This window comes from Streptomyces sp. NPDC020597, from assembly GCF_044335095.1.
Taxonomy (GTDB): domain Bacteria; phylum Actinomycetota; class Actinomycetes; order Streptomycetales; family Streptomycetaceae; genus Streptomyces.
The window spans coordinates 23,270-37,875 of sequence record NZ_JBIRUL010000046.1 but is presented as its reverse complement, the minus strand read 5'-3'; the positions used below and the strand labels follow the sequence as shown (position 1 = coordinate 37,875).

General features: G+C 69.8%; 12 protein-coding genes, 1 tRNA gene and 1 pseudogene. 7 read left to right on the top strand and 7 right to left on the bottom strand.

Annotation, left to right across the window (positions count from 1 at the left end; translation table 11 throughout):
* Window positions 1-540 precede the first annotated feature (540 nt).
* Window positions 541-1,050 (top strand): hypothetical protein, encoded by a 510-nt coding sequence (locus tag ACH4ZA_RS38180; RefSeq protein WP_319275843.1) that lies wholly within the window; start codon window positions 541-543, stop codon window positions 1,048-1,050.
* 484 nt (window positions 1,051-1,534) lie between these two features.
* Window positions 1,535-2,551: a tyrosine-type recombinase/integrase gene (locus ACH4ZA_RS38175; protein ID WP_398433620.1), complete on the top strand. Its 1,017-nt coding sequence runs from the start codon at window positions 1,535-1,537 to the stop codon at window positions 2,549-2,551.
* Between the two features lie 49 nt (window positions 2,552-2,600).
* Here ACH4ZA_RS38175 and ACH4ZA_RS38170 read toward each other — a convergent pair.
* Window positions 2,601-2,674, bottom strand: a tRNA-Gly gene (locus tag ACH4ZA_RS38170).
* Window positions 2,675-2,937: 263 nt separating this feature from the next.
* On the opposite strand from ACH4ZA_RS38170, the gene ACH4ZA_RS38165 reads away from it, so the two are divergent.
* The 4 genes from ACH4ZA_RS38165 (at window position 2,938) to ACH4ZA_RS38150 (ending at window position 5,007) form a co-directional block, all read left to right on the top strand.
* Entirely contained in the window at window positions 2,938-3,105 is a 168-nt protein-coding gene (locus ACH4ZA_RS38165; protein ID WP_159083183.1) for a hypothetical protein, read from the top strand.
* Window positions 3,106-3,186: 81 nt separating this feature from the next.
* A complete protein-coding gene (gene dcd, locus ACH4ZA_RS38160) occupies window positions 3,187-3,762 on the top strand; it encodes a dCTP deaminase (protein WP_319275839.1) in 576 nt (191 codons plus the stop codon).
* 23 nt (window positions 3,763-3,785) lie between these two features.
* On the top strand, window positions 3,786-4,295 hold the full coding sequence (locus tag ACH4ZA_RS38155) for a phosphoribosyltransferase (protein WP_398433619.1): 510 nt from the start codon (window positions 3,786-3,788) through the stop codon (window positions 4,293-4,295).
* Window positions 4,296-4,623: 328 nt separating this feature from the next.
* Complete coding sequence (locus tag ACH4ZA_RS38150; RefSeq protein WP_398433618.1) at window positions 4,624-5,007, top strand: YrdB family protein; 384 nt, start codon at window positions 4,624-4,626, stop codon at window positions 5,005-5,007.
* 37 nt (window positions 5,008-5,044) lie between these two features.
* Here the strand turns inward: ACH4ZA_RS38150 and ACH4ZA_RS38145 are convergent.
* From ACH4ZA_RS38145 to ACH4ZA_RS38120, 6 genes and pseudogenes are all read right to left on the bottom strand, one after another.
* Window positions 5,045-5,263, bottom strand: a pseudogene (locus ACH4ZA_RS38145) (cold shock domain-containing protein).
* Window positions 5,264-5,313: 50 nt separating this feature from the next.
* Window positions 5,314-5,991: a class I SAM-dependent methyltransferase gene (locus ACH4ZA_RS38140; RefSeq protein ID WP_319275834.1), complete on the bottom strand. Its 678-nt coding sequence runs from the start codon at window positions 5,989-5,991 to the stop codon at window positions 5,314-5,316.
* Window positions 5,992-6,221: 230 nt separating this feature from the next.
* Complete coding sequence (locus ACH4ZA_RS38135; RefSeq protein ID WP_398433617.1) at window positions 6,222-8,459, bottom strand: FG-GAP repeat domain-containing protein; 2,238 nt, start codon at window positions 8,457-8,459, stop codon at window positions 6,222-6,224.
* Between the two features lie 151 nt (window positions 8,460-8,610).
* On the bottom strand, window positions 8,611-9,378 hold the full coding sequence (locus ACH4ZA_RS38130) for a hypothetical protein (protein WP_398433616.1): 768 nt from the start codon (window positions 9,376-9,378) through the stop codon (window positions 8,611-8,613).
* A 224-nt stretch (window positions 9,379-9,602) separates the two neighbouring features.
* Window positions 9,603-10,604, bottom strand: a complete 1,002-nt coding sequence (locus ACH4ZA_RS38125) for a Yip1 family protein (RefSeq protein WP_319275829.1) — start codon at window positions 10,602-10,604, stop codon at window positions 9,603-9,605.
* Between the two features lie 283 nt (window positions 10,605-10,887).
* Window positions 10,888-13,179: a heterodisulfide reductase-related iron-sulfur binding cluster gene (locus tag ACH4ZA_RS38120; protein WP_319275828.1), complete on the bottom strand. Its 2,292-nt coding sequence runs from the start codon at window positions 13,177-13,179 to the stop codon at window positions 10,888-10,890.
* Between the two features lie 207 nt (window positions 13,180-13,386).
* On the opposite strand from ACH4ZA_RS38120, the gene ACH4ZA_RS38115 reads away from it, so the two are divergent.
* Window positions 13,387-14,589: an MraY family glycosyltransferase gene (locus ACH4ZA_RS38115; protein WP_398433615.1), complete on the top strand. Its 1,203-nt coding sequence runs from the start codon at window positions 13,387-13,389 to the stop codon at window positions 14,587-14,589.
* Window positions 14,590-14,606: the final 17 nt, after the last annotated feature.

Sequence of the window (14,606 nt, the reverse complement as noted above, 5' to 3'; positions counted from 1 at the left end):
GGAACTCCTTCGGATACGGCTTGGGCACTGCGACATCCTTCCAGGCCGCCTCTCAGCAAGCCAGGTCAGGTGTCACCTGATCCTGCAGCAGTCCCTCTGCCCGACGCTGATGAGCGCTATGCCAAAGACCAGCGTGAGCAGGCTCGTCTGGAGCTGGTAGGCCGGTTCGTGCCCGTCCGAAACAGCGATGATCACGGAAGTCCCCCCAGGACATGCCGGATAGCACCGCTGTCCGGCGGAAAGAAACACCCCATCTTGCCTGACCGCCACCCTCGGGTGGTAACTCGAATGGTCGGGCACGGCTGGCCTGGGGTTTTCAGGTTGACGACCGTGGCACGTCTGTCGTTGTCGGTCGCTGATGAGTGGCGTCGGCCATCGTCGCACGGCCCAGAGACGGCCCAGGATCATCACCCCGACCCGCCCGCCCGGCCAACGACGGCCACCTTCGTGCGGGCCCGTCCGAACCCCAGCCGATGACAGCGGGCCCTGTGCTGTAATCCTCCGAACGGTGCTGGGAGCGCCGATGAGAGGGGGCATGACATGGCTGCTCGGATTGGCCGCGCCGCTGGGCTGCTCGTGATGGCGGTGGCCTTACCGGTGGTCGGTTGCGACGACACCGGCAGCGGTGGAAGCGAGAAGCCCGATGCAGCTGCGGTCAAGGCTGCCCGGGCCTTTCAACAGGCCTCGGTGGAGCAGGATTGGAAGGCAGCCTGTGAAGCGCGGACAGAACGCCTGCGGCAGAGCATGGGGGCGGCCACCATCGCCGAGTGCGTAGACATCACTAAGACGTCCCGTACCCGTGCCTACCCGGACGCGCAGGTGACCACTGGTGAGACGGTCGAGGTCGAGGCCTCTGGCCAGCATCCGGCAGGCATCGGATTGCGGGTGACCTTCGAGGCCGGTTCTGCGGCACCCGGCATGATCACCCACACCGCACTTCGACTCGTTCCCGGCGAGCGGGGTGCGTGGCTCGTCGATCAGACGGTCAACCTCGACGAGACCATGGGTACGGATACCAAGGCCGTGCGCGCCGCGCTGGCTCGCAAGTGAGCTCTTGGGCCAGCAGAGCCTCAATGACAGCGTCCACCCCGACGATCTTGAAAACCGGCGTGGCAGCGATGTCACCGTGGGTTCACATCCCACACCCACCGCAGATGAACGGCCCCTGACCAGGTAAATCGGTCAGGGGCCTTCGCTACAAGGTTGCCTGTTGGCGACCGCAGTCCCCGGGAGTTCCCGGTCTATCGGGCACGGGTGGGGCACGACCGGGCACAGGCTTTGAGTTCGACACGCATCCTTATCAGGTCGATCACGGGGGTCTGTCGACATCGACCAACGGGTGCTGCGCATCGGTTGGTCGACCGCTGTCGTTCGCGGCTGTTGGTGTCAGGAACCGGGGCGGACTTGGCTCGGGCCCACCTTGCAGACTCCCGCCCCGTAGCGGATAGCTGCCAGCGTGAGCCCTGAAGCCAGGAAGCATCGTGTGATGGGGTCGTCTTCGGTGATCAGGAAGATCAGAAGCGGTATCACGATCATGAGGTGCCAGTGCGGGTGGTTCCACCGACTGTTCTTGTCTGCCATTTCGCCCCTTCTCAGCGAGGACCTGTACCGCTACCTCCTGAAGGACCACGTCCTTCCCACCTTCGGTGACTCGGACCTCGACGAGATCACCGCGCCCCTCGTCCGCGAGTGGCGGGCTGAACGCCTCCGGACGTCCAAGGCGAAAACCACGATCGCCAAGGCGTACGGCCTCCTGAAAAGCATCATGGAGACGGCCGTGGACGACGACCTGGTCAAGCGCAACCCGTGCCGGATCAAGGGCGCCGGAAAGGAAAGGGCGGCTGAACGCCGTATCGCCACCGTGGCCCAGGTGGACGTCCTTGCCGACAACATCGGCCCCCGCTGGCGTCTGATGGTCTATCTCGGCGCGTACGGTCCCCTCCGCCCCGAAGAGCTGGCCGGCCTCCGCCGCTGGGACGTCGACGTGGACGCGCTGAAAATCAAGGTCCGCGTCGCCGAACCGGAACGCACGAACGGCCGCCGTGCCCCCGGTGACACCAAGTCGGAAGCCGGAACCCGGACCGTCCACCTCCCCGAGTTTCTCCGCCCGGAGCTGCGCCTCCACATGGAGCTCTACGCGGGCAAGGGACCCAACGGGCCTGTCTTCCTCGGCGAGAAGGGAGCCGCCTTCCGCCGCAGCACCTTCGGCCGAAAGTGGCGCAAGGCTCGTACCGTCTCCGGTGTCCCCGAGGGCTTCCGGTTCTACGACCTTCGTCACACCGGACACACCCTGTCGACCCGCTCCGGGGCCACGCTCACGGACACGATGGTTCGCGCCGGCCAGTCCTCCGAGAAAGCCGCGCTGATCTATCAGCACTCCGACGACGACCGACAGCAGGAAGTTGCAGCTGGCCTCGACGCGACCGTCCGCAAGGCGCGTCAGCAAGTACAGGAAGTGCAGGAAGCTGCGGCCGTGGCGGCCGTGCCAGAACAGCGGACAGCAGACCCCGACGATCAACGTTCTGGCACGAATCTGGCACGCGACAACTGATCACGACGGACAGCAAAAAGGCCCGGGTCAATGACCTGGGCCTTTGTTGTGGAGCGGGTGACGAGAATCGAACTCGCGCTCTCAGCTTGGGAAGCTGATGTTCTACCATTAAACTACACCCGCGTAAGACGCCGGAATGAACCGGTGTCGGAACGCTCCGTCACTCTACCTCATGCCGGGCCCCGGGCGTCGAAGCCCCGGGGCCCGACCGCGTTGCAGGGGAGGGATCGGTGTGTGGGCGCCCGGAGTTGGGGCGTACGGTGGTGGCGTAGAGGTGGGGTCGGGCGGGTCGGAGTGCCGCCTGGAGAGTCGTCCCGTTCGTCCCGTAATGTGGCTTTCAGTGTCCGGCGAGCAGCAGCCGGACGCGGCTCTTGGGGAAGGGACTCATGGACTTGATGGAGCGCACCGTCGTCCGTTGTGCCGACGGGCACGTGTTCAGCACCGCGTCGTTCCCGATGCAGCAGGCCGAGCGGCTCGGCCCCGGACGGCTGGTCCGCTGTCCTCGTTGCGCCCGGTTGCGCAGTGCCGTGCCGGTGATGCTCGAGAAGCGGTAGCGGCGGGCGGAGACGGAAAAGCCCTGGCGCGCGGAGTCGGCCGATGGTGGTCGCTCCGCGCGCCTTGCGTATCCTCGGGACGTGCTTCTCTCAGACAAGGACATCCGGGCCGAGATCGACGCCGGGCGGGTACGGATCGATCCCTACGACGAATCCATGGTGCAGCCGTCGAGCATCGACGTGCGACTCGACCGTTACTTCCGGGTGTTCGAGAACCACCGCTACCCGCACATCGACCCGTCGGTGGAGCAGTCCGACCTGACGCGGCTCGTGGAGCCCGAGGGCGACGAGCCGTTCATCCTCCACCCCGGGGAGTTCGTGCTCGCCTCCACGTACGAGGTCGTCAGCCTTCCCGACGATCTCGCCTCACGGCTCGAGGGCAAGAGCTCGCTCGGGCGGCTCGGGCTGGTCACCCACTCCACCGCCGGCTTCATCGACCCCGGCTTCTCGGGGCACGTGACGCTCGAGCTGTCCAACCTCGCCACCCTGCCGATCAAGCTGTGGCCCGGTATGAAGATCGGGCAGCTGTGCATGTTCCGGCTCAGCTCGCCGGCCGAGTTCCCGTACGGCAGCGAACGCTACGGGTCCAGGTACCAGGGCCAGCGCGGGCCGACGGCGTCCCGGTCGTTCCTGAACTTCCACCGGACCCAGGTGTGAGCGGCGGTACGGACGGAAACGAAGTGCAGCCGGCGTGCGAGAACCTCACCTACGAGCAGTTCGGGACGGCCGTCCGGGAGCTCGCGCAGACCATCGTGGACGACGGATACGTCCCGGACGTCGTGCTGTGCATCGCCCGTGGAGGCGTCTTCGTCGCCGGCGGGCTCGCCTACGCCCTCGACTGCAAGAACATCCACCTGGTCAACGTCGAGTTCTACACCGGCGTCGGAACCACGCTCGACATGCCCGTGATGCTTGCGCCCGTTCCCGACGTCATCGACTTCTCCGACAAGAAGGTCCTCATCACCGACGACGTCGCCGACACGGGCAAGACGCTGAAGCTCGTGCGCGACTTCTGCCTGGACGCCGTCGCGGAGGTGCGCAGCGCCGTCGTCTACGAGAAGTCGCAGTCGCTCGTGAAGTGCGAGTACGTGTGGAAGCGGACGGACGACTGGATCAACTTCCCGTGGAGTGTTCTGCCCGTGGTGCGTAAGTCGGGGGAGCCGGTCGGTCCATCCGGGGAAGCGCTCTGAGCTGCGGGTTTCGCGCATTTTACGGGTGAGGGTGGAGCGTGCGGGGGAGTCGGCCGCAGACGCCGGCGCACGTTCTTCAGCTGTGGTGGGGGTCTCCGGCAAGGCGCGGGGAAGGGGGGCCTGCGCAAGTCGCCGAGCAGTGAACCGCGTTGAACCGCGTTGAACCGCGTTGAACCTCGTCGCGCCGGTGCGTGCGAGCCGGGGTGAAGATCGAGAATGGCCTCCCGATGGAATGCCGGGGGCCACCGTCTGATGGTGCGGCGCCCTGCGTCGCCCTGACTGTCGATCTTGCTGATGGCACGACGACGACCACTGTGGAGGCACAGCAGTGATATCCGTTGCCCTGGCCTACGACCCGGTCATGCTCGGTCTCCGGTTCATGCTCGAACTGGCCGCCCTGGGCGCGTTCGCGTTATGGGCCTGGCGGACGACGGCGTCCCCGTGGCGCTGGATCCTGGTCGTCGCCGTACCCGTCGTCATCGGCTGGGCATGGGGAACCTTCGCGGTCCCGGGCGACGAGGCGCGTTCCGGGGACACCGAGGTCGACACTCCTGGACCGGTGCGGTTGGTGCTCGAACTCGCCGTCTTCTTCGGCGCCGTGGCCGCGTTGCACACGGCTCGCATGCGGCGCACCGCGATCTGGGGGCTGGCGATTCTGGTCCTCTTCCACGTCGCTTCGTACGACCGGATCTGGTGGTTGCTCACCCACTGAACGCGGGCTGAGCGTCGTGCATCCCGTGATGTGGAGGTCAGGCCGGCCGAGGCACGATCTTCACTGCCCGGCAGTCGTAGCCTTCTGGTTGAAGCCGGGGGCTTCCCGCCGGAGATCCCCACGCTGCCCCGGCGACAGGGTGGGGAAGCCCTTCGTCCGGATGTCGGGGCAATGGCCCCGACAACCGCCGGGTGTCTGGGGAGAGTCGAGTCTCCCACCCTTCCTCGTCGTGCCACTCACGGACAGTCGCAGTCACCCTGCGGCGACGCTACGGAAGCCGGCCGAGTCGGCACGCGTTCGGAGCCGTCAGCGCAGGCGGCGGGCCCGCAGCACCACGTCGTCGGTGTGGTGCGTGCCGGCGCCGCCCTCGGGCGCCACCCGTGGCCGCTGCTCGTCGACCTCCACCATCCAGTCGTCGTCCAGCAGGGCGGCGACCATCGAGGGCCAGACGTAGTCGGCCGGGTCGAAGCCGTTGTCCTGCGGGTGCCGGGTGTCCATTCCCGCGTGGTGCACGAGCAGCAGCACGCCGCCGGGCGCGACGGCCGCGAGCAGCGCCCGCTCGGCCGAGGCGCCGGGGGTGCGCAGCAGGGCCGGGTACTGGGCGGAGACCAGGTCGAAGGAGGCCGGGGGAAGCGCCGCCCCGGTGAGTTCGGCGTGCACCCAGCGGACGGTGACGCCGGCGTCCCGTGCGTGCCCCGCCGCCCGCTCCAGCGCCACGCCCGAGACCTCGAGCGCGGTGACGTCCCAGCCGCCGCGCGCGAGCCAGACGGCGTCCGCGCCCTCGCCGCAGCCGACGTCGAGCACCCGCCCGGGTGTGAGGCCGGCGACCTCGGTCACGAGGGCGCCGTTGGGCCGGCCGCTCCACAACCGGTCGCGGTCGGCGTATCGGTCGTCCCACTCCGCACGTACTGCGGGGTCTCCGACGTAGCCGTCGGCGGTCGGGGGGATGTCGGACGCGGGCGATCCCGCGGTGTCGTCGGTCACGGGCCCACCGTCGCCCATCCGCTCCCGGTCGCGCGACTCCTGTTGCCGTTCCGGCAAAACGGTATCCGGGGGTGCGGTTCCCCGGGGGGATCGGGAACCGCACCCCCGGAACCGCACCCCCGGGCACCGTCCGTCCGGCGGCCGCGGCGGCGTCGGGCTCGACGGCGCGCGGCACACGGGGGGTGCCCGCCGCCGTGGCGGCCGGGGCAGCCGGTCGCGCCGGGGACGGTTCAGACGACGGTGTTGAACCTGGCGCCCTCGCCCGTGTAGAGGTCGCTCGTGAGCCGGCTGAGCGGGGCTGTGGCCGAGCCGGTCGAGCGGTAGACGTACGTGCCGTTCGGGCCGTGGGCGATCAGGTCGGGGCGGCCGTCGGCGTTGACGTCGCCGGCGCCGACGAGCCGGGTGAAGGCCTTCCAGCCGGAACCGACCCTGACACGGGTGGCGAAGCCGCCCCTGCCGTTGCCCTGGTACATCCACAGGACGCCCGCGGCGTCGCGCGCGACGAGGTCGCCGGCCGTGCCGCCCGCGATGTCGCCGACGGCGGTGATCCGGTCGTAGATCTGCCAGCCGCCGCCGAGCCGGACGCGGGCGGCGAAGGGGGCGGACGAGCTGCCCGTGCCCTTGTGGAGCCACAGGACGCCGGAGGCGTCGCCGGCGAGGAGGTCGGGGCGGCCGTCCCCGGTGAGGTCGCTGCCGCCGGTGATCCTCTTGTAGGTCTGCCAGCCGGAACCGACCTTGACACGGGTGGCGAAGCCTCCCCTGCCGTTGCCCTGGTACATCCACAGGACGCCCGCGGCGTCGCGCGCGACGAGGTCGCCCGTCGGGGCGCCGGCGAGGTTCCCGACGGCCTCGATCTGGTTGTAGGCCTGCCAGCCGCCGCCGACCCTCGTCCGCTCGGCCGCGGTCACCCGGCCGTCCGACGGCCAGTCGAAGAGGTCGTCGCGCCACAGCACGCCCGAGGCGTCCCGCGCGAGGACGTCCGTCGAGCCGTTGTCGCCGAAGTCGTGCGGGTTGGCCCGGCGTGAGACCTGGATACTCCCCCGGGCGGTCGCCGGGGCGCCGACGCCGTCGGCCGCGGTGGCGGTGATCTGCCAGGTGTAGGCGCCGTTCGGGGCGCTGACGCCGTCCAGGAGGCCGTTCCAGACGAAGCCGAAGCGGCTGTCGGAGACCGGCCGGGGCAGGTGCGCGGTGAGTTTCCTGCCGGTGGCCGTGTGGGTGAGGGTGAGGTCCACGACGGCGTGCGTGCGGGACAGGGTCCACTCCATCGCGGCCGTGGCGCCCGGCTTCTCCAGGCTCACCGCGGTGGGGACGTTCGACGCGGTCACCTCGACGGCCTTGAGCCGGCCCGTGTCCGCCACGAGCGTGAGGCTCGGCAGGCCGCCGTTCCCCTCCCGGACGCGGAACAGACCGTCGGCGTCGGCCGTGGCGCCGCGCACGAGCAGGCTGCCGTCCGGCGCGTGGGCCACGCTGGAGAAGTGCTCCAGCAGTGTGTAGGGCGCGGCGGTGGAGTCGGTGACGCTGCGGGCGTACAGCGGGCTCGGCGTCCCGCCGGCCGCCGTGCCGGGCACCCCGTAGAGCAGCGTGTCCCGGGTGACGCCGGCGATGACGGCGCCGCTCAGGGAGCTGTCCAGGGTGAACCTCCGATGGACGAGCGTCCCGCTGACGACGAGTTCGGTGGCTCCGGCCCGGTACTCGGCCCACGCCTCGTAGTCGGCCGTGCAGGCGCCCGTCGAGGCCTGCGTCCACGGAGCGATGTTCTGCCTGCTGCCCGACTCGATCACCGCGTCGCCGCCGACGGTCGTGCGCGTCTTCCAGTACTCGGTCCGGAAGGTCGCGGGGCTCGGGAAGACCCGGTTGCCGCTCAGGACGATCATCACGTCGCTCGTGGCGGCGACGACCTTGAAGTCCATGCTGTAGGGGTTGGACGAGCGCTTCGTCTTCCGGGCGACCCCGTCGACGTGGGAGAGCTGCCACAGCTCCTGGTAGCCCCCGCTGCCGGTCGGGACCTTCACGAACAGGTTGTCGCCGACCACGCCCACCAGCTTCGCGCCGGGCGCGAACTCGGACGCGAGGTCGTAGGACGCGGACCAGGTGGCGCCTTGCCTCATGTCCCGCAGATGGACGACGCTGCCGCCGTCGCCGGTCACGACGATGTCGGAGGCGCTGTCGTAACCCGTGGCGCCCGCGTTGACCGGCAGCACCGACCCGTCCGCGTACCTGTGCCACTCGAGGACCCTGGCGCCGGAGTCGTCGGTCCGGGACGTGAGGTATCCGGTGTCGCCGGTGCTGACGACGTCGGCGCCGAGAGGCAGGTTCGCCTCGCCGACGGTGGCGGTGGCGGCCCCGGCGGTGACGACGGGAGCGGCCACGGCTCCGGGCGAGACCAGCGCGCCGGCGCCGATCGTCACGGCGACAACGGTGGCGACGCAGGCGGCGAGCCGGCGTCGACGGGTGTGTACGGAAGCCAAGGAGGTCCTTCGTGATGAGCCGAGCGGTGCGCGCGGGTGCGCGCACCGCTGGATCGGACCTGTGAAGAGGCAGGGAGGTTGTACGAGTTGTTGCTCGTGTTGCTCGTGTTGCTCGTGTCGCTCCGGAAGCCTTCCGGGACCCGTCTCCCGGTCACCTCTTGTGCAGCGCCTTCACGCCGTCCGGCTCGAAGTCGTAGACGTAGTCGTTGAGTCGGAGGCCGTCGACCGCGCCGATCCACATGAAGTCCCGGCCCTTGCCCACCGAGACCGTCAGGACCGTCGGCCTGGCGTTGCGCGACGTGAACGCGGCCTTGAGCGCGCCGAAGGTACACGGGGTGGCGAGGGCGCAACCCGTCACGGCGCCGGCGTTGCCTGTGAGGAACCAGCCTCCGGTCGTCGTGGCGTCGAGGAACGGGCTCCAGCTGTTCACGGTCGGCGACGCGGCCGGCAGCCACACCAGAGAGGAGTAGTCGGAGGTGCTGTTCAGGTTGGGATCGATCTCGATCCGGATGTTCGGCATGTTCCGCACGCCGCCGTACGAGATGTTCTCGCCCGTCTGGAAGACGTGGAATCCCGCTCGGCGCAGGCTCAGCAGCGACTTTCCGTAGAAGTCCACCTCGTTGCCGAAGTCGACCTTCTCGACGGGGGACGCGTTCACCCCCGGAGCAGCGCCCACCACCTCGATGCCGAGGCTGCCCCGGCCGTACGGCGGCCGTGCGGACGTGCCGGTCACGCCGAACGAGCCGAACGGCCCGCTGCGCAGTGCGGCGACGGGGGAGCCGATCGTGTTGCGGGTGATCACGCCCCAGTGGTCGGCGCGGGCCCGGCCGTCATCGACGCCGGCGACGGCCGTGCCCGGAAGGATCATGGCGATGACGGCGACCAGCAGGGCGGCCACGAGCAGCGGTCCCCGTCTCAAGCCAAAGCGAGCTTTCACGCGCACTCCCAGTACGAGGTGGTAGGGAGCAGTCACGTTAACTGACACTCTGTAGTCGGCATCGTGCGACATGCGGTTGATGTGACTTTTGCACCCGTGCGGGATGCGTGATCGGTTGCTCTCGGTTATGGCGTGGCGTCGAGGTGTGCGAACACGAAAGGGCCCCCGCCGGTTCTCCGGCGGGAGCCCTTTCGCGCGACCGACTGCTAGAACGTGCCCAGCTTCACGATCGACAGCAGCGCGATCAGCTGGATCGACGACGCCCCGAGCGCCTTCGGCCACGGGAGGTCGTGGGAGCGGCTGACCATCAGGGTCAGCAGGGCGCCCGCGGCCACCCATGTCGCCCAGCCGAGCAGCTGCACGAACGACGCGTCGCCGCCGAAGAACATCGCGACGACCAGCCGCGGTGCGTCCGTCAGGGACATGATCAGCATGGAGAGGCCGACGGTGGGCTGCCATGCGCCGTCGCCGCCGAGCTGACGGGCCAGCGTGTGGGTGACCACGCCCAGCACGAACGAGCTCAGCACCATCGCGACGGCCGTCGTCAGGACGATCGGGATCGCGTTGGAGAGCGTCGCGTTTATGGCGTCCGAGCGCGCGCCGTCGAAGCCGAAGACCGCGAGCAGGCCGTAGAGGAACGTGACGACGAGGGCGGGCCCCCACATCGTGTAGTCCCGCATCTGGTGGAACGTCTGCTGGGGGGCGAGGACGATGCCCTTCAGCAGTGCCTTCCAGTGCAGGCGCGGACCGACCGGGCCGGCCGGCGCCGATCCTGCGTGGTAGGTGCCGCCCTGGTTGTACTGGTCGTACCGCTGGTGCTCGTCGATCGAGAAGGCCTGGGTGTGGCCCGGGTTGTTCGCGGCGTACGGGTCGTGCGGGGCGCCGCCGTGGCCGCCCGGGGCGCCGTACGGCGCGTCCCCGCCGAAGTACTCCGGCTCCTCGCCGCCCCGGCCGCCCTGGCCGCCGTTCGCGTGCGGCCACTGACCGCCGCCGCCGGCGCCGCCGTACTGCGGGCGCTGCGGGTACGGCTGCTGGGCCGACGGATAGCCGTAGGACGGCCCGGGAGGACCCGACGGCCCCGAGGGACCCGACGGTCCTGAGGGCCGCGACGGCCCCTGGGGCGCCTGCTGCCCGTACGGAGGGTGTTGCGGTCGCGTTTGCGGGGCGCGGTTGTCCCGGCCGCCGCGTCCGATCCTGAATCCAGCCACGTCTTCGAACGTACCTGCTCCCGCCGGGTGACGTGGCGACGCCGTCGCCCGCGCACGGCTTTGCTGCCGACCTGTGACATCCCCTAAGGGGAGTAACGGGGCTGGAGTCGGGGGTTCTTGGGGGAGCGTCCCGGGGTGCCCCGGGGGTGTGGGGTGCGAGGTGGAGGGGACGGCGACGCCCCCGCGTCCGGGTGGGACACGGGGGCGTCGGTACGGCCGTCCGGGTTGCCCACCGGCCGGTTCACGGCCCGCCGCGCGGGTCGCTCACCGTCCGGTGCGCGGGTCACTTCACCGGCTGGGGCTCCGGCTCGCTCTCGGTCTCCGTCTCGCCCGCCGGGGGCTCGTCGTCGACCGGCGTCTTGACCGACTCCAGGAGGAGCTGGGAGACGTCCACGACCGTGATGGACTCCTTGGCCTTGCCCTCGTTCTTCTTGCCGTTGACCGAGTCGGTCAGCATGACGAGGCAGAACGGGCAGGCGGTGGAGACGATGTCGGGGTTGAGGGAGAGGGCCTCGTCGACGCGCTCGTTGTTGATGCGCTTGCCGATCCGCTCCTCCATCCACATCCGGGCGCCGCCCGCGCCGCAGCAGAAGCCGCGCTCCTTGTGGCGGTGCATCTCCTCGTTGCGCAGACCCGGGACCTTGGCGATGATCTCGCGCGGCGGCGTGTAGATCTTGTTGTGCCGGCCCAGGTAGCAGGGGTCGTGGTAGGTGATGATGCCCTCGACCGGGGTCACCGGGATCAGCTTGCCCTCGTCGACGAGGTGCTGGAGCAGCTGGGTGTGGTGGATGACCTCGTAGTCGCCGCCGAGCTGCGGGTACTCGTTGCCGAGGGTGTTGAGGCAGTGCGGGCAGGTGGCGACGATCTTCTTCGCCGACTTCGGCTTCTTCGACTCGGGCGTCACGTTGCCCTCGTCGTCCGTCTCCTCGCCGAACGCCGTGTTCAGCGCCATGACGTTCTCCATGCCGAGCTCCTGGAACAGGGGCTCGTTGCCGAGGCGCCGGGCGGAGTCACCGGTGCACTTCTCGTCGCCGCCCATGATCGCGAACTTGACGCCCGCGATGTGCAGCAGCTCGGCGAAGGCCTTCGTCGTCTTCTTCGCGCGGTCCTCGAGGGACCCCGCGCAGCCGACCCAGTACAGGTACTCGACCTCGGTGAGGTCCTCGATGTCCTTGCCGACGACCGGCACCTCGAAGTCGACTTCCTTCAGCCACTCCAGGCGCTGCTTCTTGGCGAGGCCCCAGGGGTTGCCCTTCTTCTCCAGGTTCTTGAGCATCGTGCCCGCCTCGGACGGGAACGCGGACTCGATCATCACCTGGTAGCGGCGCATGTCGACGATGTGGTCGACGTGCTCGATGTCGACGGGGCACTGCTCGACGCAGGCGCCGCAGGTGGTGCAGGACCACAGGACGTCGGGGTCGATGACGCCGTTCTCCTCGGCGGTGCCGACGAGGGGCCGCTCGGCCTCGGCGAGAGCGGCCGCGGGGACGTCCTCGAGCTGCTCCGCGGAGGCCTTCTCGTCGCCCTCCATGGTCTTGCCGCCACCGGCCAGCAGGTACGGGGCCTTGGCGTGCGCGTGGTCGCGCAACGACATGATCAGGAGCTTGGGGGAGAGCGGCTTTCCGGTGTTCCACGCGGGGCACTGCGACTGGCAGCGGCCGCACTCGGTGCACGTGGAGAAGTCCAGCAGGCCCTTCCAGGAGAACTGCTCGACCTGGGAGACGCCGAAGACGTCGTCGTCACCGGGGTCGGTGAAGTCGATCGGCTTGCCGCCGGACGTCATCGGCTGCAGGCCGCCCAGAGCGGTCTCACCCGTCGCGTTGCGCTTGAACCAGATGTTCGGGAACGCGAGGAAGCGGTGCCAGGCCACGCCCATGTTGGTGTTGAGCGAGACCACGATCATCCAGATGAACGAGGTGCTGATCTTCACCATCGCGGTGAAGTAGACCAGTGTCTGGAGCGTGGGGACGCTCAGTCCCTTGAAGGCCAGGACCAGGGGGTACGAGGCGAAGTACGCGGCCTCGTAGTGGTCCACGTGGTGGATCGCGCCCTCGAGGCCGCGCAGCGTGTAGATGGCGAGGCCGATGGTGAGGATGACGTACTCGACGAAGTACGCCTGGCCCGCCTTGGAGCCCGCGAAGCGGGACTTGCGGCCCGGGCGCGAGGGCAGGTTCAGCAGGCGGATCACGATGAGCACGGCGATGCCGAGGATCGTCATCACGCCGATGAACTCGATGTACAGCTCGAACGGCAGGAACTCGCCGATCCAGGGGAGCGTCCAGTCGGCCTGGAACAGCTGGCCGAAGGCCTGCGCCAGGGTCGGCGGCAGCGTCAGGAAGCCGACGGCGACGAACCAGTGGGCGAAGCCGACGATGCCCCAGCGGTTCATCCGCGTGTGGCCGAGGAACTCCTTCACCAGCGTCACGCTGCGCGCGTAGGGGTTGTCGGTCCGGGCGCCGGCCGGGACCGGCTGGCCCAGTTTGAAGTACCGGACGAACTGACCGATGGCGCGTGCGAGCAGCGCGACGCCGACCACGGTCAGGACCAGCGACACGATGATCGCGGCGAGTTGCATTTGGGGGCTCCTCGGGCCTGCGAGGGGACTTCGATCGAGATTACTAAGCGGTAACTTATGCAGTCCGTCTGAGACTACCCCGTATCCTCCGTCGCACTGTAGCGGGGGACGGAGTGATCTGAGTCGCTGAGGGTTGCCTCAGAATCAGGGGTCAATCCGGCCGTGTTATTCGTACCAAATTGGTACATTTATGACTAATTTATATCCGTGCTCTACGGGATCGCTGCCGCCACCGCCGCCCTGTTCCTCGCCGCCGTCCTCGCCGCGCTGCTGCGCGTGCCCGCCCTGCGACTCGGTCTGACCGGCCGACGGCAACGACAGCGGCGCGTACCCCTGTCCGGGGGCGCCGCCGTCGTGCTCACCACCTGTGCCGTCGCGGTCGCCGGCGACCGTACGGGCGTCGCGCCGCTCGGGGACGGCGTCGACGTGCTGCTCGCCGCGGGCGGCGCCGTCGCCGCGCTCGGACTGGTCGCGGACGCGTGCCGGCTCAAGACGCGCTTCCTGGCCGTCGGCACGGCCGTGGCGGCGGCCTTCGTGGTGCCGTACGGAGAGATGTACGGGGACGCCGGGGCGGTCGCCGGGGTCCTCTCCGCGGCGGTGGGCGTCGGCTGGATCACCGTCGTCGCTCTCGCCTTCCGGGCGCTCGACCACGCCGACGGCGTGGCCGGGACGGTCGGCGTGCTCACCGCCTTCGGGGTCGCCGCGTGCGTCGCCGTCGAGGTCATGGACGGGCTGGTGGTGCTGCTGAGCGTCCTCGCCGCCGCACTGACCGGGTTCCTGATGCACAACTGGCCGCCCGCGCGTGTCGCACTCGGGGCCTGCGGCTCGCTCTTCGCCGGGTTCCTGCTCGCCTCGGCCGCCGTCTTCGCGCGCGCGGGGCACGATCCGCTGGTCGGCACCGGCGTGCTGTTCGCGCTCACCGCGGTCGGCGGGGCCGACGTCCTGCTGGTGGCCGTGTCGCGGCGGCTGGCCGGACGCCCCCTGCTGCGCGGCGCGCCCGACCATCTCGCCCACCGGCTGCGGCGGCTCGGCATCACCGCCCAGGGCGCGGCCGTCCTGCTCGGCCTCGCGACGTTCGGCGCGGTGCTCACGGGGGTGCTGGTGCACGCCGCGGTGGTCGAGGCGCGGGCGGTGTGGTGGGTCGCGGGCGGGGCACTCGCCGTCGTGCTCGGGCTGTTGCGGGTCCCGGTGTACGGGCCGCCCCGCGCGCGTGGACGCCGGCTCGCGGGGGCCCGTCGTGCCCGGCGGGCGCAGGAGGCCCGCGTCTCCCGGGAGGCGCGGCGCGCGCCCGTGTATGCGCCCCGGCGTCAATCCGAGGGGCGCGCGCATCACCCGGAACCCGGTGAAAGACGGGCTGGACGCGCTGTGTCGGCGCAGGTCAACGGCTCCTTGCGTGTAAGGAACGGATAAGAGTTGAGTGCGCTCGA